General features: G+C 33.2%; 14 protein-coding genes. 2 read left to right on the forward strand and 12 right to left on the reverse strand.

The window, feature by feature from the left end; translation table 11 throughout:
* Positions 1 to 256: 256 nt before the first annotated feature.
* The 8 genes from VUJ46_RS05085 to VUJ46_RS05120 form a co-directional block, all read right to left on the reverse strand.
* Entirely contained in the window at positions 257 to 694 is a 438-nt protein-coding gene (locus tag VUJ46_RS05085) for a hypothetical protein (RefSeq protein ID WP_326983917.1), read from the reverse strand.
* Complete coding sequence (locus VUJ46_RS05090) at positions 684 to 2,561, reverse strand: RHS repeat-associated core domain-containing protein (RefSeq protein WP_326983918.1); 1,878 nt, start codon at positions 2,559 to 2,561, stop codon at positions 684 to 686. The genes VUJ46_RS05085 and VUJ46_RS05090 overlap by 11 nt, the downstream gene beginning before the upstream one ends.
* Positions 2,562 to 2,871: 310 nt before the next feature.
* The gene (locus VUJ46_RS05095) at positions 2,872 to 3,573 is read right to left on the reverse strand and encodes a hypothetical protein (protein WP_326983919.1); all 702 of its coding nucleotides are present in this window, start codon (positions 3,571 to 3,573) and stop codon (positions 2,872 to 2,874) included.
* A 152-nt stretch (positions 3,574 to 3,725) separates the two neighbouring features.
* Positions 3,726 to 3,944: a hypothetical protein gene (locus tag VUJ46_RS05100; protein ID WP_326983920.1), complete on the reverse strand. Its 219-nt coding sequence runs from the start codon at positions 3,942 to 3,944 to the stop codon at positions 3,726 to 3,728.
* A gap of 164 nt (positions 3,945 to 4,108) precedes the next feature.
* Positions 4,109 to 4,813 (reverse strand): hypothetical protein, encoded by a 705-nt coding sequence (locus VUJ46_RS05105; protein ID WP_326983921.1) that lies wholly within the window; start codon positions 4,811 to 4,813, stop codon positions 4,109 to 4,111.
* Between the two features lie 17 nt (positions 4,814 to 4,830).
* Positions 4,831 to 8,499, reverse strand: coding sequence for a DUF6443 domain-containing protein (locus tag VUJ46_RS05110; protein ID WP_326983922.1), 3,669 nt, complete (start codon positions 8,497 to 8,499; stop codon positions 4,831 to 4,833).
* Between the two features lie 6 nt (positions 8,500 to 8,505).
* A complete protein-coding gene (locus VUJ46_RS05115; protein ID WP_326983923.1) occupies positions 8,506 to 11,604 on the reverse strand; it encodes a hypothetical protein in 3,099 nt (1,032 codons plus the stop codon).
* 7 nt (positions 11,605 to 11,611) lie between these two features.
* Positions 11,612 to 13,153, reverse strand: a complete 1,542-nt coding sequence (locus VUJ46_RS05120; RefSeq protein WP_326983924.1) for a T9SS type A sorting domain-containing protein — start codon at positions 13,151 to 13,153, stop codon at positions 11,612 to 11,614.
* A gap of 580 nt (positions 13,154 to 13,733) precedes the next feature.
* On the opposite strand from VUJ46_RS05120, the gene VUJ46_RS05125 reads away from it, so the two are divergent.
* On the forward strand, positions 13,734 to 16,127 hold the full coding sequence (locus tag VUJ46_RS05125; protein ID WP_326983925.1) for a hypothetical protein: 2,394 nt from the start codon (positions 13,734 to 13,736) through the stop codon (positions 16,125 to 16,127).
* Positions 16,128 to 16,170: 43 nt separating this feature from the next.
* Here VUJ46_RS05125 and VUJ46_RS05130 read toward each other — a convergent pair whose 3' ends face one another.
* Positions 16,171 to 16,431: a DUF1294 domain-containing protein gene (locus VUJ46_RS05130; RefSeq protein WP_326983926.1), complete on the reverse strand. Its 261-nt coding sequence runs from the start codon at positions 16,429 to 16,431 to the stop codon at positions 16,171 to 16,173.
* Between the two features lie 102 nt (positions 16,432 to 16,533).
* Here VUJ46_RS05130 and VUJ46_RS05135 point away from each other — a divergent pair, with 102 nt between their 5' ends.
* A complete protein-coding gene (locus VUJ46_RS05135; protein WP_326983927.1) occupies positions 16,534 to 16,890 on the forward strand; it encodes a hypothetical protein in 357 nt (118 codons plus the stop codon).
* A gap of 53 nt (positions 16,891 to 16,943) precedes the next feature.
* Here VUJ46_RS05135 and VUJ46_RS05140 read toward each other — a convergent pair whose 3' ends face one another.
* The 3 genes from VUJ46_RS05140 to VUJ46_RS05150 form a co-directional block, all read right to left on the reverse strand.
* Complete coding sequence (locus VUJ46_RS05140) at positions 16,944 to 18,395, reverse strand: 5-methylcytosine restriction system specificity protein McrC (protein WP_326983928.1); 1,452 nt, start codon at positions 18,393 to 18,395, stop codon at positions 16,944 to 16,946.
* Entirely contained in the window at positions 18,395 to 20,644 is a 2,250-nt protein-coding gene (locus VUJ46_RS05145) for an AAA family ATPase (protein WP_326983929.1), read from the reverse strand. Before VUJ46_RS05145 ends, VUJ46_RS05140 begins: the two co-directional genes overlap by 1 nt.
* A 110-nt stretch (positions 20,645 to 20,754) precedes the next feature.
* Positions 20,755 to 22,866 (reverse strand): hypothetical protein, encoded by a 2,112-nt coding sequence (locus VUJ46_RS05150; protein WP_326983930.1) that lies wholly within the window; start codon positions 22,864 to 22,866, stop codon positions 20,755 to 20,757.
* Positions 22,867 to 22,889 lie beyond the last annotated feature (23 nt).

Consider the following 22,889-nt stretch of genomic DNA (forward strand, 5'->3'; position numbering starts at 1 on the left):
TATTTGTAAAAACTGATTGAGGTAAATTGTAGTATTTCCCCCTCGCTGCCGCACGATTGCATCGTGTGGTTTAATAACCAAAATCATTTAAAATATTTAGCAAAACTTATGAAATATACCCCAAGGATTGTAAAACTTATAATGATGACTCATCATTATATTTTTATAAAGATAAAAACTTTTAAGAAATTATTGGATAATAAAAATGCCACACGAAAGGATTCGTGCGGCAGCGGGGGGAACTACTCTGTTTACGTTATGGGGTATAATCTATATTTACAATTTTCCATTTTCCATTTTTTAAATTCAATGTGTATATGATTGACTTTGAACCCTTTTTGTGTGGAATAAAGCTTATTAAGCATTCATTCTCATTTCTTTTTTTAGTTATTATATTATAGTCATAATACTTAAAAACATTTGTAAATTTTTTATCTCTACTAAATTGATAAGAGGCATTAACTACCTCTTTCCAATACTCTTCAGGAGTCATTCCAACAGGTTTAGAATATTTAGAATAAACCTTATCAACGTCTAAATAATTAAGTGCCTCTTTGAAGTTTTTGATTTCTTCTGCTGAATTTAATTTTATCACTGCAATAAGAGGTTCATTATTACTATTATTATTCTCTTTTTTTTGGCAAGACATATTTAATAATAAAAACAAAAAACTGATTAATATTCTATTTTCCAAAATATTGTAAGTATGGTTTAGCGGTTACTGAAGAAGGTCCTTTGATATTTGTTGCACCTTTAATTTTCAAAGCAGAATTATAAAGATTATTTGGAGCCACAACACTAGTTGGCTTATAACTTAAAGGCCATCTAGCCAACATTCCTGTAGGAGTTACTGTCTGTGAAGCATTAATGCCTGGATTAATAGCAGAGTTAATAACTCTTTGAGAAAAAGTAGAACAGTTATTCGTGCAAGCATTATAATCTTTATTGGCATTAATTTCTGCTTTTGCCGTACTTTTAGCTATTGCATCTTGTTGAGGAGTTGTCGGGATTTTAACAATTCCATCAGCTGACCTTCCTTCGGCATCGACGTTTCCACTTCTATGAGTTGTAGGATCTTTACTCATTAAATCACTTAAGCTATTGATTTTAATACCTTTACTATAGTCAGCATCTACATTACTTTGCATCTCTGTCTTTCCAACGGGATCATTTGGCCATAAATCATAATAAGTAAATGTCCCATCTTTAACTTGTTCTGTCACTGGTTTTCCATTTTTATCTAAAATAGCATTCCCATTCTTATCTTTCTTCGCAACAGTTTTATAGTTATCGATTGCGACTCCTGCGTGTCCAGTTTCACCTCCATTTTTATCAGTAGAAAACCAAGTGAGTAAATAAATATCATTACCATCTGGGTCAATTACATTGATTGGATTATTAATAGCATAGTTATAAGGAGACATAGGATTATATTTTTCGGACATATTATCCACAACGCCCCATCTTCCCAAGTCCGGCATATAAAATCTTGCGCCATAATCATACATGCCCGTCTCCCGTTGCAGCTCCTTCCCATTATAGCGATAAGTATAGCTCAACATTCCTGATGAAAAACTTGATCTTATATGCATTAATCCAAAAGGATAATAGTTACTTTCATCAAGAACTTCTATGCCGCTGCCATTGTTAAGATAGCTCATTCTCACATTTCCTAAATGATCGGTATAGTTGTAAATATACTTATTTTTTACAAAATCGAAATACCCTTCAGAATTAGGAACAAACTGAAGCACATATCCGGAATCACTTCCCTGCTGTGCGGTATTGGACTTATTGTATTTTCGTTCATATTGAAAGCCATCCAAATACTCTACATAGGTTAAATCGGCAGTGTAAGGATTGACAAAACTAACGGTCTTCTCCAATTTTACTCCATCTGATCGATATTTATGAGTGATCATATTTCCCTCAAAACTGCCCAAGCCTTTTCTTTGAAGCATATTGATGCTGGATGGTAAATTTAAATAGTTGTAGACAATTTCATTTATCATTTTATCTTTATGAACCTTGATATTCCCATTATCATCATACTCAATTTGATTTGGGGTGGCTAAATAAGGATACCCGAGAGAATTTTGTGAAATATCTTTTACAGAAATCAAACGGTTTCCAACATAGCTGTAATCAAGGTTATCAATCAGCATAGCAACTCCATTGGTCGTATGTTTTGTATTCCTATTCAAATGGACGATGTTTCCATTGAGATCATATTGCGGGGCCTCACTATAAAATTCATTCACTGGCGTTGCTGCCAATGGTTCAATATAAGCTCCGTAAATAAGTCGGTTAAGCCCATCATATTGATAAGAATAATTTTTTAGAACTCCATCGCTTGCCGCTTTCCAGTTCACTTGCGATATATTTCCGTTAAACCTGGCGAATGAATATCCTGCAATAGGATCAGGGTCTGCATATTTTATTTCGTACCCAAACAATTTCCCGTTCAGATTCTTAGGATCATTAATCCTGGTCATCCATCCCCGGATATTATAGGCGTAATCAATACTTTGAAGCGGCGAGGCAGCATTCGTTCCGCCCACTTTCTTATTTTCAAGCTGCGAAAGCTCGTTGTATTTATTTTGGGCTAAAATCTCCTCAGGCTGGCTATCCCTCGCTGCCGCACGATTGCATCGTGTGGTTTAATAACCAAAATCATTTAAAATATTTAGCAAAACTTATGAAATATACCCCAAGGATTGTAAAACTTATAATGATGACTCATCATTATATTTTTATAAAGATAAAAACTTTTAAGAAATTATTGGATAATAAAAATGCCACACGAAAGGATTCGTGCGGCAGCGGGGGTTTTTATTTAAAGTAATACACATCCGCGATATGAGGTTATTACTATTTTGATTGACTATTTATTTTCAATATATCTAACTTATTTATGCATTCTATAAATTCTTTTTTCTTATCTTCCTTAAAATAAGGTAATCCTTCAATACCATTTTTAATATCACTATACTTAATTGGCAATTTATAATCTTTAACTCCTTTTCCTGAGAAGTAATAATTTCGAGCATACACAATTGACTTTGGTGTATATTGATCGATTGCCAAGCATTTTTCAAATGCATTAACTTTCTCTTGAGTGATTAATTTATATCTAAAATATTCATCTGAATAAATGTTTTTAAAGTCTTCCATAGAAAGTTTTTTTGTATAGAAAATAATTTCATTTTTCTCTTTTACTTTGGTATATGAAAGACTGTCTTGGTGTAATTTATAAGGACTTGTTGTAATCTCACAAATATCTTTATTATCTATAATAATAATCCCATTATAAAAGCCCTCTTCATCATGAAAGCCGTCTTCTATATAAATTTGCGAATATTTTTTGTCAGGATTTATATTGAGGGACTTTGCTCCCAGCAACCTAAAAATCTTATATCCTTCTGTAAGTATTTTTGTTGTGGCTGAATCACTATATGTAAAATAATTTTTATCGCTTAATAAACTCTCATTCATCTGTCGAAGAGACATTTTCTTCTGAGAATGGCAAGAATAAAACAACATAATACTTATTAATAAAATAATTTTTTTCATACTATAATTTAAACTTATTATTGACCTCTAGTTTTAAGTCTTTTTATGACTTTACAAAATTGAATAGTAAATTATTTAATATTAATGATAAAAATTTAACCTTTATTACTCCTAGTTTTATTTTATAGATTCATAAGGAAACTTTTATAACTCTACCATTTCACCTGAGCAAATTCGATATTTTTTTTTAGTTTTTGATTAACAATTAATGACACATAAGTAATATCTTGCAACGGATTGTATTTAGCCTGTGTAAAACTTTTAGCTTGTAGTTTTTTTTCATTTTTTAGCTGTAAAATATATCTATAGGTATATCCATTATTCTGTTTATTATTTAAAATATAATTTGAGTCTATAATTAAAGAATCCATTCCATTATCTATTGATTTAAAGAAAAAAATATTTTTTATAGAAACTCGCATTATTAACTATAGTTTAGGTATTTCCCAACTCCAAGATATACTGATCATTTTTCTAAACAAACCCTCTGCAAAATCACAAAGGGTTTTTATTTAAAGTATTACTCGAGTTTTTACTATTTTGATGAGGTATTTATTTTCAATATATCTAACTTATTTATACACTTTGTAAATTCTTGTTTTTTAGCTTCTTTAAAATATGGTATACCTTCAATACCATTTCTAATATCAATATAATTTATTTTAATGGTCTCATAGCTATTTACTTTCCCATTTAAAAAATAATAACTATTTGTTGAGATAATTGGTTTAGGTGTATACTCGTCTATCAATAAACATTCTTTTAAACTATCTGTTTTATTTTGAATTACTAGTTCATATCGAAAATACTCATTAAGATTTTTTTTCTTAAAAGTTTCCATGGAAATTTCTTTCGTAAATAATACAAAATTGCCATCTTCTATTTTATTATATGATAGACTATCAATTTTTAATTTATAATTACTCGTTGTCATTTCGCAAACATCTTTATTATCGATAATAATAATTCCATTATATACAGCATCTTGATCTTGAAAACCATCTTCTATATAAATCTGCGAATATTTTTTATTAAAATTAATATGGCAAGATTGAGCAGCTAACAATCTATACTTTGTTAAAGCATCTTTCATTCCCTTTAATTCGATAGGCTCTAAACTACCAAAGTCTACTTTATTATTTTTTAACAGATAATCATTCATCTGTCGAAGAGACATTTTCTTCTGAGAATGACAAGAACAAAACAAAATAATACTTATTAATAAAATAATTTTTTTCATACTATAATTTAAACTTATTATTGACCTCTAGTTTTAAATCTTTTCCAATGATAATAGGCTGCAGCACCATGATAGTTATATTTATTTTGCAAAATAGTGTTATTTACATTCAGTACATCTTTATTACTTGGAATAGGTGATATCTGAGTTCCATCGGAATTATAATAAATACTACTCCCTGCATTATCTATTAATCTACTTCCGTTCCCTGGATATGCATATCCAGTACCGTCTTTATTTGATCTATAGTGTGTCCTTAGCGGAAGTCCTGTTTCTGATCTTACAATATTTTCAACATGACTACCATAAATTTCTGCTGTAGTGGCATGAGGCCCAAATCTAGTATCAGATGTTGCACGTTCTCCTAAAGCAAAATATCCATAAACATGTCCCATTTCATGTGCTATTGTAGTATATAAAGGAGAATATTTAATATCTTTTCCTGAAGTTGTCCAACTACCGTCACTTGATGAAATATTCAATTCAACAATATTACTTATTCCATGTTTTATTTTTGACCCTCCAGTAGTATAATCAAAGTTAATGTCTCTCATTTTACCATCTTTACCTTGTGCTTGATCAAAATATCCAATCATTGTATTCCCTATAGAAGTACTTTTGTCTAGATGGTTAAGTCCAGAGACTGTTTGCAAAACATAATCTGATAATTTAGTGGAAGCATCTACATTCGCCCATTTTCCATCAACTTGATGCTGAGTAGCTCCGTTATGATATCTATATTGTGTTCCATCTTGATCATTTATATATATCCATTCTCCATTTACATCAATAAATTTAATTGGATTATTTGCTACATAACTATATGGAGATGTAGGGAAATAATTTTCACTGTAATTGTCTAATACACCCCATCTTCCAATATCACTCATATACAATCTCGCTCCATAATCATACATCCCGGTCTCTTGCAACTCCTTCCCATTGTACTTATAATTCTTATACGAACTCTGCCCAAACATAGCCGTTCCCGTTTTTAAATGATTCATTCCGAAAGGATAATAATCATTCATATCTGTAATCTCCAGGGCTTGAGACTGGGTATTTTTCCCAAAACTTACCCTTACATTTCCTAAATGATCTTTATACTGATAAATATATTGTTTTTTCTGATAATCGTAAAAACCTTCTGCTGTCGGAAAAAATTGTAGGTCTGAAGAGGATGATGGAGATAATATATTCTTTGCTTCAGGAGAAAAAGCTTGTACTTCCATGGCTCTTCTCAGAGGAGACGATAAGGCTTCAATAAGCTCTCCACCAATCGGAGTTCCCCCATCCCCCGGAGAACCTGATCCAGACTCTTCTTTATGAACGTATTGGAAACCATCCAAATAGTCAGTATCAACAGTCGTAAAAACAGACCCATTGATACCATCATTAGTTTCCATAATACGTTTATGTAATTTTATTCCGTTTGCATTATATAAATGATGAGTATTTGATCTAAAGCCCTGAAGCACGATACTGTTAGGTAAATTAAGATAATTATAACTTATTGCCGTAATTTGCTTATCCGGCATACTTTTCATATTCCCGTTCAGATCGTAGGTTATGGTCTGACCGCCTCCTTCGTATCCTGTAGGATTATTGGAGCTGTCAGTAATGGTATTGACCCTATTTCCTATATAAGAATACGCCAGATTATCAATAGTAGTCGGTGTGATACTATTCGTATTTTCTACTACCGATGTTCTGTACAGGCTGGTAATATTCCCGTTCAGATCATATAACAGAGATTCTATATTTTCACCGCTGTAGGCATTATTCGGATTTTGATAATATCCTGCCATTAATCGGTTTAAACCATCATAAACATAACCATATCTTTTGGGAGTAATAGAGGGATTATTTCCAATATTTCCTACAGACCGCCAGTCTACCTCAGTAATGTTCCCGTTGTATTTAGGCTTTACCTCCAATGCTGCAAATACTGGATTGGGATAGCTGATTCCTTCTTTATGATTGTATTTTATTTTGTAAGAAAATAGTTTTCCTCCCAAATCAGGAACCGTCATTTGATTAGGGTTAATAGCTGTCATCCATCCCCGGATATTATAGGCGTAATCAATACTTTGAAGCGGCGAGGCAGCATTCGTTCCGCCCACTTTCTTATTTTCAAGCTGCGAAAGCTCGTTGTATTTATTTTGGGCTAAAATCTCCTCAGGCTGGCTATCCACCTTGTGTTTATGAACCAATAAACGATTCTGATGGTCATACTCAAAACTTTCGATAATTAACTTTTCCGCATCGGTGGCCAGTCTTTTATGCTGAGTAGAAACAATCTGTATATTCCCCGAAAAATCAAGCTGTCTTTCTACATTGGTATATCCTCCCAGGTGATTAAAAATGTATTCCCTGATAGGCCGTCCTTTCAGGTCATAGTAGAAATAGGTTTTTGTCCAGCCGTCATCCTCAATATTTTTCACCAGTTTAATCACCGGGAGACCTTTCGTGCTTCTGTCATATTGCTGAGGGCTGGAGGGTAAAACATCCTGATTCCATACTTTCGACGGAAAAGGGTCGCCTGTAAAATAAGCATCATAATAATTAACCGTCAAAATAGTAAAATTAGACTGATTGGGATAGGCACCACTTTTAGTGTAATACACATCTATTCCGTTACTGTTCCAGCTTGCAGATGTTCTTGACTCGTTCGCAGAGCCAAAGCTTTCAACAGCCGCGACATGCTGAATTCTTCCTGAAGCACTATATGATATTCCCGTATAAACAGGTCTTGAAAACTGATCATATTTGGTAAAAAGCCATTGATTTTTTTCTCTTAAATTGGCATCCTGTGTTAAGACCAACCGATCCTGTTTATCATACACCATATACTCCCAGCCTTTACCGGGAAGCTTCTTTTCTACCAAACGGTTTCTGCCATCGTATTTATATTGGTAGCAAAGGTTATTGAGGGTAGCTTCATCAGTAGCTCCTGAAACAGCCGCTAGAGGTGAAATTACATACGCCAGCTGGTTATAGTCATTGTACACATAATACGTGTCGACATTTTCAGTTCCATTTATTTTTCTTACCAGTAAAGTCTGTCCCTGACCGTTTTTAAACTCAATCGTTTTGTTTCCATCTTCATCCGTCACCGTGTTTTTGTACAACTGTGCAGCACCATAAGATCCTGACAAAGTAATACTTGAAGTAAAAGTTGTATAATTAAAGGTGGCCACATATTTTTTCACTTCTCCCGCAGCATTCGCTTCATAATCGAACTTCACAGGCTTGGTACTCCAATCATTACCCACCTGAAGCTGCTGCTGAATTCTATCTAAAGGTGAATTTTCCAACACTTTTTCTGCATAGATTTTTTCACCTCCATATATTGTAGAGGAATTTCCCAGCGGAGTAGGAACCATGGCTCCGTTCAGCGTATTTCCCTGAGGAATCGGAAGATAATCTTTCACCTGCCTGCCAAAACCGTCATACTCAATAGGCGTCACAACATCTCTGCCCAATGGAGAAGCTTTTACGTTTACTACTTGTTTGGGTCTGCCTAAACCATCAAAATACTGTACAGTTTCTGCGGTTTTGGAAGGCGTTGTTCCATTATAATCCAAATACGTTTTCGAAGAAACATAATTTTCTGTCTGGCTCACTTGAGCCTCTGCAAAGCCTGAAATCAGCAATGCACTTATAGGGATTAATATTTTTTTCATCGAATATTAGTTTTTATAGTTGTATTTGAATTCTTTTAATAATTTACCGGTCTGGTTCTGCTCTCTAATTTCCATCAATCGATTGGCCTTATCATATAAATACACTTCTCTGATGCCTGATGGCGGGGTGATGCTGCGAACACCGATTAAAGGGTCGTAGGTGTAAGTGGTGACTTGATAATTTGGTAAACCTGCTCTGAAGGTTTTTAAAGCATTTAAAAGATCTGTTTCGTCATTATTGGAAGCAGCTGCGGCATCTGTATCAGAGGCGGTGATAATAGCCGCCGCTAAACTTTGAACCTGAGCGTACGTTGCGCCTTCAATCTTAGCAATAGGCTGAGTCTGGTTGTAGCCCCAAACAATAGCCACAGTGATTCCTGAGTTGGTAGTATACTGCTGTAGGTTACCCTTATCATCGTATTGATTATACGCAACTTCTGTAGTGGCTGTATTTTGAAGATCATATGATTTTACTGATAAAGGTAAAACCAAACCTGATGATTTCGTATTGGCTTCCGACTGATTGAGCGGATAAATCGTTTCTGATCTTGATAATGTTTTAGTATTTGTACCAATCGTTTGTGTAGCGGTAGTTTCCAACGGGATGCCGATCATATTTTTATCGATCATCAGCTGGTTGCTTTTTTCGTGAGCGTATTGGTAAGCGGTTTCACTTATTACTCCATTACTATGAATATCTTTCACCCTTGAAAGATTTAGTCCATTTACCGATTGATAAAAATATTCAGATTTAGAAGTAATCAAATTATTATTAAAAATATCTTCAGAAATGGTTTTACTTGGTGAGAAAGAGCCTCCGTAAAGTTTAAAAAAGAACTTCGACATTGCTCGATCTGTTGCATAGGTTGCATAATTGTTAGGAATTGTTTCAGAAATATCAGTAAAATCAGTTATAGATGATTTTAATTTCATGAAATTTTGGTCATATATTTCCTGCTTATACAATTTTCCTCTTTTATAATTATTTGATCTGTAAGGTAAATTAAAATTCTCTATATTATTAGGCGCATAGGATATAAACTCACTATCGGTATTCGTTCTGTTATTATGAACTTTTTTATAATCCGGAGAATCAGGATAAGTATTATAATCAGTAAAATAATATTTTGTATATCCTTTATTATTATCAATCTCAGTCACTTCTGTATATTGAATCGGAAAAGAATTCAACGCAACTTCTACGATATTATCTGAATACAATCTTAACGTTTCACTGTGAAACGCACTTACGTTAGACGCAACTTTTGTTATTAGATAATCAATATTCCTATAATAACTAGTCATAATTCCACTAGATAAGTTATTATTTACATGAGGAGAATAATCGGATATATATTTATATTCTTTGTTGCCAATCTGGGTTCCATCGTTAGAATAGTTAATAATCTGTTTAATACGTCCGCCTCCTACAGCACCCTGAGCATTAACTAAGACATTTTTGAATTGGGATGCAGAATTTCGATCTACTTTTTTACTGTAATGATGAGGCTCATAAATAAACTCACTTTTTCCTTTAGTAGGATAAGTAATTGTTTTAATTAAACTTAAAGAGCATACATCTGCATTAGGTTCCCTTGTATTATCCGTAATGGTGTAATCGCCGGTACTTTTATCTAATGTAAAATTGGGTATTAACTTATACATCGGTCTATTGTTGAAATACCCCCAATAGTCTATCTTTCCATCATTTTCATACGGTAAATCATCGATATTATAGTAATCAAATGTATATTCCTGAAAAAAATCTTGTGATGCAGAACTTTTCCTAAACATTTTAAGGTTATTTAAGAAGAAATAATCTTTATTTCTATAATAATCAAGACTTACTTCTTTTACTACATTATTTCCGGCTGTATCATAAAAAGTAATATTCTTAAGCTTCCACGAAGGAATCGCCTGAATTGGTGCATACTTTTCATATCGCTGGTAATTAAAAGTCAATATTGTTTTTCCATCTAACAATACAGAATTTGGAAAACTTTTTTTAGTTCCTGAACGTCCTTCTACAAGGTCACTACCCGAGCTAGTCGAATTCCCCCAATATACTGCACCAGTATAATTCAGATTGCCTAAATTAAAACTTCCATTTGTAGCAGTAATTTGTTGCTTGAAGAACATATTATGGTCAAGCATTAATTGGAAAGGTTCTTTTAGATTTTGAACATCAGCAGCATTTACACAAAAGTTTCTATCTACAGCGTTTATTGCATCTGACTTATATTTAATTTCTATAGTCCTAGAGTTAGGATATTCTATTTTATAAAGATTCCATGCTGTAATGGTAAATCTACTTAAATTATTAGGAGCACCAGCCTGAAGATTATAGGAAATATCAAGATTTTCATAATTTCCACCAAAATAATATATTATCCCTTTTTCATCAGTAATAGTTATAGTACTAGGCTTTGTCAAACATTTTGACCCATTTGCTAAGGATGAGTGAAGAGGTTGCTTAGATGACAACTGAGAGATATCAATTTTCAGATTTTTATTGTCGGAAATAATAATTGGTTTCAAATCATTTCCAATAAAGAAATACCCGGTATTACCCATGAAATTAAAACTAAATTTATCCGGTTCAATTTCATAACTGTAAGTTCCACATTTAATACCTATACTTCCTTTTCCTTCTACAAGTCCATTAAAATTTCCGTTATATATATCGCTATTAGTTTTGTTACACACCCTCATTCCTTCTAAATATCCATAGAGACTATTTGATGATGGACTATATTCTGGAAAAAAATCATCAGCAACTCCTCTTACTTCTCGGCTGATGGCTCCACCAATATCTAAGGACCAATCTAATCCTGTATAATTAGATTTTTTAGAGGGAACAAAACCTGTTCCATAGTATCTAAGACCAATATCATATCCATTTCCTCCATAAATATCATTATAATTAAAAAGATTAATATCATAAGAAACACTCCCTGTATTCAGACTCACAGGAATATTTCCAAATTTTTCTATATTATAGGTTTGAGGGGATTTTATAACAGGTATATTAGTCTGTCCAAAATAAAATGGAGCAGTGAGTGTTAGTATAGATGCTACTATTTTATTCTTTATATATTTTTTCATTATTATTTTATTTCTTAATCAATTTAGCATTCGCCGTTTTATTCTCATCCGTTTTTATGGTCACCAGATACGCTCCCTGAATCATAGGTTGCGTATTAATCTTCGTCACCTTATTCTTTGTTTTTAGACTTTGCAGTTGTCTTCCGCTCATATCAAACACATTAATTTCAGCTTCCTGGAAATCATATCCGATTTCCACATACGCATAATCTGAAACAGGATTCGGATAAATCTTAATATTCTGTTTTTCAATCAGCTGATCGATTTGTTTATCACCCAGTTTTACGATTTTCCAATTCTCTTTGCCAAGTTCTTCCGCGCTCGTTCCAGCCAGAATAATCGAACCATCTCTGTTCAGTTTTATATCAGAAAGCCTTTCTTCACGCTTTCTGGATTCCCCTTTGACGTGTTTTCGCCACTGCTCATTACCGTTTGAATCCAGGTACAGCATCCAGAAAGTTTCATCATCAGCCTCCATTCTGCCTTCAGCCTGAGTGTAACCACCCAGCAAAAAACCTTTAGACTTGTCATCCGAAGAATTTATGGTACTCATTCCCATCAAAACATCTCTGTTTTTGAAATTGTAAGATTTTTGCCAGATTTGTTCGCCTCTTCCATTTAAAGAAATCAACCATATATCTGTGCCTTCTTCCAGTCCAACGGTTTTATTTCCGGATCTTTCTGAGCGAGATTCGCCGCCAACTAAGTAACCTGAAGAAGTCAGTGAAAGGGTCCTTAAATGATCATCACCTTTGCCTCCAAAGTTCTTTTCCCACTCGATTTGATTTTTTGCATCTATTTTTACGACCCAATAATCTCCTTCGCCAAAGTTTTCCGTTTTTTTGGAGCCGTTGGCTCCACTTCTCGAATAAATTCCTAGCAATGCTCCGCCATCTTTCGTGGGAATCATTTTTTCCACTTCGTCCAGCCCTTTTCCGCCAATGATCAATTGAGATAATTCCTTTCCGTTTTTATCCAGTTTGATGATGAGAACATCCTTAGAACCATATCCTTTCTCTGAGTTTTGAACATTTCCGGCTACCATAAACCCTAGATCTGTGGTCTGAATCACCGCGCGCGCCTCTTCATCCGATGCTGAGCCGATGGTTTTTTGCCATAATTCATCTCCAAATTCATTAATTTTTAATAAAATTATATCTGATCCCCCTTTGGAATCCTCCTTTTTATCCAGACCGATGGATGAATACGTAGTACCACTTATCAAAAAACCACCTTCTCGGGTCGCTATTGTGGAAGCCACATAATCATGCCCGTTTCCGGAAAAAAATTTCTCCCATTTTTTTTCACCCTGAGGACTCAGTTTCATCAGGCGGATATCGTATCCCGAAGATGCCCGATTTTCCGTTTTCAGCTGATGATCAGGCTGAATAATGCTTCCCGAGATCAGGTACTGACCATCTATAGTTGTTGTAATCTGGCTTAGAAAATCCTGAGTCGAGGAGATTATCTCTTTCTGCCAGAGAATTTCCTGAGCCGATACACCCAGAAATGCCGCTATTGTAAGGGCGCTCGCATAAAGTTTTTTCATAGTGTCTGTTGGTTAATAGATTAATATGCTAGGGGGAATGGTCAGGTGCACAGTGCTAATTTTTATTTTCACCTTACAGAAGACCATTATTTATTTAAAATATTACATTCTGCCATGGCGAAAGAAACAAATGCGTTTTTAGCGGTATAAGCTTCCCTCCCAAGACATTGAAGGTTACCATCATTTGGGGCTACAATTTAAAGGACAAATTCTAAAGCTGTGTTTAGATCCGGTATCGAAAATATATATTTTTCATTCTGTTGATGTGTTTATTTTTTAATTCAGTTTAAATATAGATTATTAATTACATTAAAGACAATACACTGAATTAAATTCAATTATAATTAAATATTATTAACGCATTTTCATTAAACACATTCGTCTTATATTCAATAATTAGAAAAAAAATACGTCAGCCTCCCTATATTTACATCAGCGCTCCTTCGACACGGCTCACCTTATCCTTTGCAGATGATCATATATCGAAGAGGAAGATATTTATCCGGTTTAAAAATTGGTATCTTTTGCAGTAAAAAACGTAATTTTATCCGTCGTCAATAAACACAGATAATTATTTTGTATGATCAAAAAACTATTACCATTATTACTGCTCGGAACAGTCAGTTTTCATGCTCAAAACAAAGCTGAACAGGCTTTAGAAATCTTTTCTCAAAAATATCCACAGGAAAAAGTGCATCTCACTTTCAGTAAAACCAGCTATCTGGCGGGAGAAAACTTATGGTTTAAAGGCTTTGTTTTTGAAGGATACAGCCCGTCCACAATTTCGACTTCTCTATTTGTAGAGCTTTATGACCGCAATAAAACACAAATCAGTAAAAAACTCATTCCTCTGATGAGTGGAGAAGGCAGCGGAAGTTTTTCTCTACCTGAAAATTTAAAAGAAGGCGTTTATTATGTGAGAGCCTATACCACGTGGATGACCAATTTCAGTGAAGACTTTCAGGCATTACGACCTGTTGTTGTATATAACCCGTCTTCTTCTGAAAAGGTGAGTATTGACAGTAACTCAAGATGGAAGGCTGCCGTTTTTCCTGAAGGCGGAACCTTTATCAGCGGAATTAACACCCAATTTGCGGTGCGCATACTGTCCGCAGGCTCTATAGGAAGTGACTGGAGTGGCTATATTATCGATAAGAAAAATCCTGAGGTGAAAATAACTTCTTTCAAAGGCTATGATGAAAACGTAGGTTCGTTTTCACTGGTTCCTGATGCGGGAGTTCAATATCAGATGATTGTTGAAGATGCCAAGGGAAAGAAAGAAACAGTAGACCTGCCCCTATCAGCAGATACTGGCATCCATGTGAATGTCATCAACGGTGATGATGCCATCAAATTTTCTCTGAAATATAAAAATATCGATCCGGAAAAATCATATAAGGTCATTGGAACTTTGGATGGTCGTATGGCATTTCAACTGACCGCCAAAAAGGATAAAATCTACGGAATTCCGACAGATCAGCTAATCAACGGTATTTTGCAGTTTACGGTATTTGATGACCAGGAAAATATCGTTGCCCAAAGGCTTTGTTTTGTTCAGCCCGGAGTGATAAAAACAAAAAAACCGGAGATTCAATCATTATCACTGAATACTTCGCCCCGAAAATCCAATTCTTTTGTACTACCCTCACAAACAGAAGAAACCAACTATACGGTGCTTGTCGCAGATGATAAAACGGAAAGTACAGAAGATGAAAACAGTCTGCTCAGTACTTTATGGTTAACCGGAGATCTTCACTCTGTCATCCACCGTCCTTCTCAGTATTTCAGTAAAAATCTTAATCCAGAAGCCTTAGATGCCCTGCTGATCACAGAAAAATGGAAGAGATTCGACTGGAGAACCATTATGAGCGGAACCTACCCCATTATCAGGAATCAGCCACAATCCTATATTTCGTATAAAGGAAAGGTGACCATACAAGGTGTTCCCGCTCCCAATACAGATCTTAACCTCATTTTTAAAACTGGAGATTCCAGTACACGGCTTCATCAGGTGAAAACAGATGCTAATGGATTTTTTGTATTAAACGGACTTTTATTTGAAGACAGCATTCAATTCTCCTATCAGCTCAACGAACAGAAAAAGATCCCCAAAGAACAGGTACAGGTGATCTTTCAGCCCAATTATTCATTCGTCCCTTTCAGAGGAACTCTTCCCGAAACGAACTATATGGTAAGTCCGCGTCTTCCGGAAGACCAACCCGATACGACGGTACAGCGATATATTGCGACCAGGAAAATGCAGAGCACCGTTAATGAAAAGGCAACCCTTATTGAAGAAGTAAAGCTGAAAGGCCAACGAAAGGATAAAACAAAAAAATTAAACGACGAACTGAGCAGTCCCCTTTTCAGAAGCGGAAACGAAGTGGTGTTTGACCTCCTGAATGATAACAACAGTGCCATGGGATCAACCAATATCCTGCAATGGCTTCAGGGAAGAGTGGCGGGACTCACCATGGAATTTAGCATGGGAAATTATATTCCCAAGTTTCGCGGAGGCACCATCGATATCTTTCTGGATGAAATGAGAGTGGAGCCATCCATGATCACCTCGCTGTCGACCTCAGAAATTGCGATGGTAAAAGTAATCAGGGGAAATTTTGTCGGCAGCTTTGGAGGCGGAAACGGAGCTATTGCCATCTATACCAGACGTGGTGGTGCTTCCGGTACGATATCAGACCCCTACGCTCCTACCCAACTGAAGCAGATTACCTTAACAGGTTTTGATAAAGAAGTTCCCTTCATTACTCCGGAGTATAGCAGTGAAAGTTTCCAGAATATCTCTCAGGATCTTCGCAGCGTTCTGTACTGGAATCCTTTTCTTCAGGCTCAGCCTAAGGAACCTGCCAATGTACAGTTCTTTAATAATGACGAATCTAAAAAATACAAGATCATCATCATGGGCTATGATAAGAATAAAGATATACCCATTTATTATAATGAAATTTTACCTTAAAGGTATTTTTGGCAAGCCTTACCATGATTGGTAGGGCTTTTGTTTATTTTTGAGTTTTCAGGAAATAGATAATCGCTACTAACTGTACGATCAAAACCAGTCCAAACTTCCATAAAAAAGATTTCTTCGAGACCTTATGTCTGAACATCAGCATCGCTACAAGTGCTCCCACTGTTCCACCCAAAAACGTGATCGTCAGTAAGAAAGATTCTGATATTCTTCTTTTGTGTTTTACCGCTTTCCATTTGTCCAATCCATACACCGTGAAAGCTATAAGATTGACAATTAATAATACATATACCATCACCGCAAATCTAATACAAAAAAGAATGCTAAAAAATATGCTCGTCTCCCTATTCTCACGCTTTAAAGTTTGTAAATTTGCTGTCCCACAACATAAAAACTCATGACAATACACGATCTTATAGGAACGTATTCTATTGAAGGCAGCAATCAGGAAGCATCTGATGAGCCGACTTATCATGGCATTTTAACTTTATCCCTCGATGAAAACGCCCGCATTATCGCCCAATGGATTATCGGTGACCATATCCAAAATGGCACCGGATTTTTTAAAGACGAGATTTTAGTCATCAACTTTAATTATGAGGGCGAAGATCACAACATCTATAAAGGGGTTGCTGTATACCGCTGTTTAAGTAAAGATGTATTGGATGGTTTTTGGTCTGAGAAGCATGGGGATCCTCTCTATCTTGGAAGTGAGTATTGTGTGAGGGTGAAGGGAGCGGAATTTTTGAATTGAGAGTTATATATAAAATCCTGAGAGTTTATCTCAGGATTTACATATTATTATCGTTAGCTTATAGAATCTATAAAAGGTAAATCAATCCCAATTTTATAAACCTCATGATATGCATTAATTTTATTATTATCTATTATCAAGTTATTAATTGACAAATCACAATCTATTGAATTTTGATAAGCTTCTTTGGGATATATAATTAAACAAGATATTTCATTGTCAATAATAATAGGTTGTTTATTTTTTACCTTATTCAATCTTGCATAACCAGCGACCTGTCTAATATCTTCATGAATTTGACTGTAATTGTACTTCAGCTTATATTTAGTATCAACAACAATTTTTTTGTCGTCTGTACAAATAAGAAAATCAAGTGAATTACCGTGTGTAGAAAACTGATAATTCAGATTTTTAATATTGAGATCAGGATTATCTGCTAGTAGTTTTGCATAGACATATAATTCAAACATTTTAGGCATATCTATCCAAAACGGAGGTGTCGAAATTTTTTCTGCTGTCGTTTTGGTAATATTGTATGAAAATCGTTTTAAAATCTGCTGACCTATTTTAATGGCTTCTTTATATTCTTTGAAAAAAGGATTGTATTTTAGATATTTAATATCCTGCATGTAAGCCTCTGAACCTATATGTTCAAAAGCCGGACGGATGAAGTTAACAATGCCCGAAATATCATTTTTACTCTTGAAATAATACTCGTTATTTTCAACGTACTGCGTACAGAATAAAAATACTTTTTTCAGAAAACGGTTTTCAACAGAATCTTCTCCGAAAACCTCATACTCACAAACAGTATTTGTGAAACGGTTTTTAAAAACGTTCTGTTTGATTTGCTGACCAACCAAAATTTTACCTTTTACTCGATTTCTGAGGTTTTCCTGAACTTTGTAATATGATTTTTTCAAACCTTTTCTTACAATATCTTTTAAAAAATTCAGAAACTTTACTACTAAGAATGGAGTAAGCAAGTCTTGTTTTTGATCAATATCAATTTCAGGGGCTTCCCAATCAATCAGCAATAATTTATCCGTTTCTTTTGCCACCTCATTGTGGGACATAATCTTCATCAACATTGCAATGACATTGACTTCTTTGAACGAACATTGGGCTTTTATTTTTTTTATTGCCTCATTATTAAAACTTTCAATTTCATGGGCTGAGATATTTTCATTTTCATCCTTAATCGCTTTATCAAAAAAATCGGTAATACTAATATTAAGTTTGGGTTCAACATGAATAAACCGGTCAGCATTCAACCAGTCTAAACCAACAAAGTAATTAGAGTTTAAAACAACCTCATTTTCCGAGATATTGCAGGAAAAACAATAGTAATCTTTCCCACGCTCAGTTTTAAATTTGCGACTTGTTAATTCTACCCTTTCTTCCGATTTGTGTAACAGAAATTTTTCTTTACACTCATCAAAAGCTACCTTATCTTTTGTGATAGTCAGATTATAGAAACTATGCTCTTTTAAAAAGATACCCATTACAGAGATTTTATATAATCCTTAATCGATTTTTCTTCATACTTGCCTATTAAGATTCCATCTCTCTCATATTCCAATAGAATAGGCTTTACTTCATATTCCATTTTCATTTTAAATAGCTCATCTCTTGTTGTTTCATCTTTTGCATCCTCCTTTTTTACAATAAAATAACTGTGACCAAGTTGAACTGCATCAATTTCAAATTCCTTACTTACATTAGTTTCATTAAAAAGCTCGCAAACTTTTCTAAAATCAATTGTATTAAAATAGATTTCATCATTATCTTGTAGTTCTTTAGGCAAAATATCTACAAACGCAAATCGCCTTCTAATAGCATAATCTATATGCCCCACACTTCTGTCTGCTGTATTCATTGTTCCAATAATATATAGATTAGGAGGGAGAATTAGTTTTTGAGAGCCATCTACCTTATACATACTTTCTACTTCTTCACCGCGGTATTCTAACGCGTAAATTAACTCTCCTAAAACTGAGGAGAGATTAGCACGGTTGATTTCATCAATAATCAAAACATAGTTATTATGAAAATCATTTAACGCATCGTTAGCAAACTTAGCCAAAGTTTTATTTTCTGCTTCATATAGAACACCTTCCCCTTCTTCATCTGGCTTTGCAACAATTCCTCTCACAAAATCTTCATAGGTATAGCTTGGATGAAATTGAATAAGTTGACAAAAATCTTCATACTTATATTTTATTTTGGCTTCCTTGTTCTTAAACTTATTATTTATTAAAAGCGCAACAGCATCCTCATAAGCACCTCTTCCTGTTCTACTTTCATTTTCAAACAGCTTTTTATTATAAGATTCAATTATCATCTTAAAACTAGCTTTCCAACCTTGCAATTTTGTTTTGTATGTTTTTAAATTAACACCTTTATCATCTATTGAAACAACCTCGTAAATATCATTTCGACCTTGAATTTCTTGACCAATAGATAAAATACTTTTTACAAACTTTTCATCAATTACTATTACATTTTCAGTTGCTAAATTTTGTTTCAATTTATCATTTGATGAAATTAAAGTACTAGCTATTTCTTTAGCTAATTTAGTTTTACCTGTTCCCGGAGGACCTTGTAAGATGATTTGTTTCTTATAATAGAGTAATTGGTTCATTTTTTCAACTTTTAGATTTTCATTATTCTGAGAATTGGTGATATAATTTTCAATTGGGGTTAAGTTATCCTGTCTTGGGTATGAATAACTTTTAAACATTTTAAACTGAGAGATTGGAATGGGATCTACTTGATAAAATTTATTGATCAGAAATACTATTTTAGCAGCTTTATTATCATCTTGTAAATCAATAAAATTAGGATATGTTGATTTCTTTACAAAAGTTTTTTGCCAATCAGCTTTTACATATTCCATTTCACTTTCAACAATATCTATAACTTCTGCTATATAATGTACATTATAGAATGACGTGTAAAAAAGTTTGAAGTGCCCATTCTCAATAATACATTCTTTCAAAAGTCTAATTGTATCAGTAGTTCCAGACGGTTTTTTGGAGTTCCAAAATACATCATATGAATCCGTCATTTTAAAATCAGAAAGCCAACCCGTACTATCAGAAGCCATGATCCCAACTAAACTTTCTTTCCATTCTGAACTTATGTTATAGATAATTCTTGTTAGTAAGTAAGTAAGATTTTGAGGATTTACTATCACAATAGAAAATTGAGAGAAGAAATTGAGAAAATCATTTTTAAATGTTACTCTATCATAATTCTTGTTAAAAAGTTTTGAAGATAACTGACTTCTATGATTTTCACTCAACATCGTAAAATTATCTTTGGGATTTATTAGATATTCGACTGCATTTTTAATTGAGCCAGTCTCTAGCCTCCCTTCAAACTTGTAAATGATCAATTGTTCGATCCAATTATTCATTCTTACAAATGCAAGTGCTAATACACGTTTATCATCATACTGATTAAGCTCATTTTTCTTTAATGCTTTGGAGTCACAATAAGATATTACTGTCAATATGGCTTTTCCGAAAACTAAAAATTCTCCATCATCTTCAAAAAGTTGTTTCAGTTTATCATACTCTTTTTTATTTGTAAGAAGAAAAGTTTTAGTTTCCTCTGTCACTTCCAAATTCAAAAAATAATCTAATGCATCTTTAGCCTTTTGAAAATAAAATTCTTCTGAATTTATTAGCGATGAATAGTATTCTAATTTTAAGAAGTTTACAATTTTATTTTTTAATTGTAATTCCATGGTTATTTTTATTTAGTTTATAAAGTTAAAAAGTTATCTATACCCAGTTGAAGGCACATATTATAAGCAAAACTATTTTTAATTTTACTCTTTTAAATAATTGAAAAAAATTATTTATTTAATCCATTTTCCATCAACTGAACCATTTTATCAATAATATCAGGATCATTCTGTATTTCATTAAGATATTTCTTTAATCTTGGGGAATCTTCATTAATTCTTGATCCAATAATGTTTTGAATTTGTGAAGCTTGCTCTTTTTGTGTAATGGTTGGTTTGAATTGAGTCCTAATATGTAATTCGTCCTTCTGCGACATAAATGGTTCATACAATTTATTAAATCCACGACCTATCACTCCTTGAAATGCAAATATATTTGGGATATTAGTACCGTTTTTAAGAATCTGATCATTTGATATTCCAGGATAAACATCTATATAAAAAATGTTTTTTACACCTAGCTGGTATGCCTTTTTAGCACATAACTCACAAGTACTTGCAGTTGTGAATAAATTTCCACCTTGAAGTGGTTGGCCACCATATTTTGAAATTTGAAGCATTGCATTTTCCTCTGCATGTAATGATCTTGTATGAACTTGATTATCTTTTGCTTCATAATCATTATGATGTGATTTAAAACAGAATGAACAACTACGACCTTTTAAATTATCATATAAGCCAGATTCAACTTTCTTAATATCCTCTAACATCTTATCCCGAAAACTTTTACCGTCTTTATATTTATGATTACTTTCCCCAAGTTCAAATTTTGTATAACCATTATTATCACTTAGTGAAGAACTTTCGTAATCTCTAATGTCCCTGCTTGAACATGGCGTTTGCCCGTTTCCTACTTCGTTCCAACCTATACCTTTAACAGAAAAATTTTTATCTGTCACAACAGCACCTACCTGTCTCGATATACATCCGGAATTAAGTTTAGCATTATAAGCAATTTGCATTATCCTCTCAGGATAAGTAGGAGTAATTAATCCTGGAAGTTTAATTAATGCAGTTAATTTAAGAACCTGAATCAACAAGGGTTGGTAAACATAATACTGATTAGTTCTTTCTAATTTTTTATCCAAATAAAATAAATCGTTCTCTTTTTTTATAAAGCCATTATAAAATTCAATATTAGAGTATTTTTCATCATACCATATGTGATAATCAGCTTTTTGAACACAATTTTCAATATCAAAACTCTCAAATTCACCTTTTTTAAATTCAGACACTAAATATTCTGTTTTATCTAATTCTTGAATTAATTTAAAATTGTCTTCAGTACTTGTTTGTGGATTTGATATTTCATCAATTTTACTTTTTATAGATTGATATCTAGATTGATCATCCCTATTAAGTGAAACCATATAAAATCCAGAATACTTTTCTCTGAAATAAAGCATTTCATAAGAGTTTTTTAGACGATCAATAATTATATGTGCTTTTCCATTATTGTCATTTCTATGAGACTTGATTATTGAATTAATTACTTCTGCAATTATATAAATATCTTTTAATCGTTCTGGTTGGCTATCTTGAGACAATTCTTCAATTAAATTTAAGCTCCCAAATCTTCTTAGTACATAAGATATATTATGTATTAATTTATGTCGTAAGTAAATACTGAATGAATCAAGCTTATCAAAAAAGAATTTTGCAAAAGTTTGATATTCATTTGAAAAAAAAATATTATTTCCCTTTAACATAGATGCTAAATCATCAGTATGAAATAATTTAATTATTTCTGAATCAAATTTTTCTAACTCTTTTTGAAGTGAATCTCTAAATTCATTTTCAATAAAATATTTACTTCCATTAGCAATTCCTTTGGTTGAGCCGAATCTTAATTTTTCATTTATACCATTAGTTCCCAAATCAATTATCTTAGTTGAGATATTATTAGAAAATTTATCTAAATTATCATCATAGCACTCTCCTAAAATAAAAAGTAAAACAACATCCTTATATTCAATAACCTGAAATTGTTTCCAGTTTTGTTCGTAATTATAGAAATCTTTAATTTTTTTATATTTTAAAGCTTCACTGTTACTGATAATTTTATACTTAGCTGGAAATTTATTTAAAAAATCTTTATTTTCTTTAGAAAGAGTAGCAGCATTTAAAGTATTTACCAATTTATCGGCGCCAGCCTGCATCTTCCCTGTTAATCCTAATATAATAAAATTTTCTCTTAGATCATAAAATTTTTCTAAACTCATATCATTTGTATTTTTATTAATAA

Origin of the sequence: Chryseobacterium sp. MYb264 (genome assembly GCF_035974275.1) — a bacterium.
Lineage (GTDB): Bacteria > Bacteroidota > Bacteroidia > Flavobacteriales > Weeksellaceae > Chryseobacterium.

Excerpts from the sequence above, each read along its gene's own strand:
- VUJ46_RS05095 (WP_326983919.1), bottom strand. The coding sequence starts at position 3,573 with ATGAAAAAAATTATTTTATTAATAAGTATTATGTTGTTTTATTCTTGC.
- VUJ46_RS05120 (WP_326983924.1), bottom strand. The coding sequence starts at position 13,153 with ATGAAAAAACTTTATGCGAGCGCCCTTACAATAGCGGCATTTCTGGGT.
- VUJ46_RS05140 (WP_326983928.1), bottom strand. The coding sequence starts at position 18,395 with ATGGGTATCTTTTTAAAAGAGCATAGTTTCTATAATCTGACTATCACA.
- VUJ46_RS05135 (WP_326983927.1), top strand. The coding sequence starts at position 16,534 with ATGACAATACACGATCTTATAGGAACGTATTCTATTGAAGGCAGCAAT.
- VUJ46_RS05150 (WP_326983930.1), bottom strand. The coding sequence starts at position 22,866 with ATGAGTTTAGAAAAATTTTATGATCTAAGAGAAAATTTTATTATATTA.
- VUJ46_RS05110 (WP_326983922.1), bottom strand. The coding sequence starts at position 8,499 with ATGAAAAAAATATTAATCCCTATAAGTGCATTGCTGATTTCAGGCTTT.
- VUJ46_RS05125 (WP_326983925.1), top strand. The coding sequence starts at position 13,734 with ATGATCAAAAAACTATTACCATTATTACTGCTCGGAACAGTCAGTTTT.
- VUJ46_RS05130 (WP_326983926.1), bottom strand. The coding sequence starts at position 16,431 with ATGGTATATGTATTATTAATTGTCAATCTTATAGCTTTCACGGTGTAT.
- VUJ46_RS05115 (WP_326983923.1), bottom strand. The coding sequence starts at position 11,604 with ATGAAAAAATATATAAAGAATAAAATAGTAGCATCTATACTAACACTC.
- VUJ46_RS05145 (WP_326983929.1), bottom strand. The coding sequence starts at position 20,644 with ATGGAATTACAATTAAAAAATAAAATTGTAAACTTCTTAAAATTAGAA.
- VUJ46_RS05105 (WP_326983921.1), bottom strand. The coding sequence starts at position 4,813 with ATGAAAAAAATTATTTTATTAATAAGTATTATTTTGTTTTGTTCTTGT.
- VUJ46_RS05100 (WP_326983920.1), bottom strand. The coding sequence starts at position 3,944 with ATGGATTCTTTAATTATAGACTCAAATTATATTTTAAATAATAAACAG.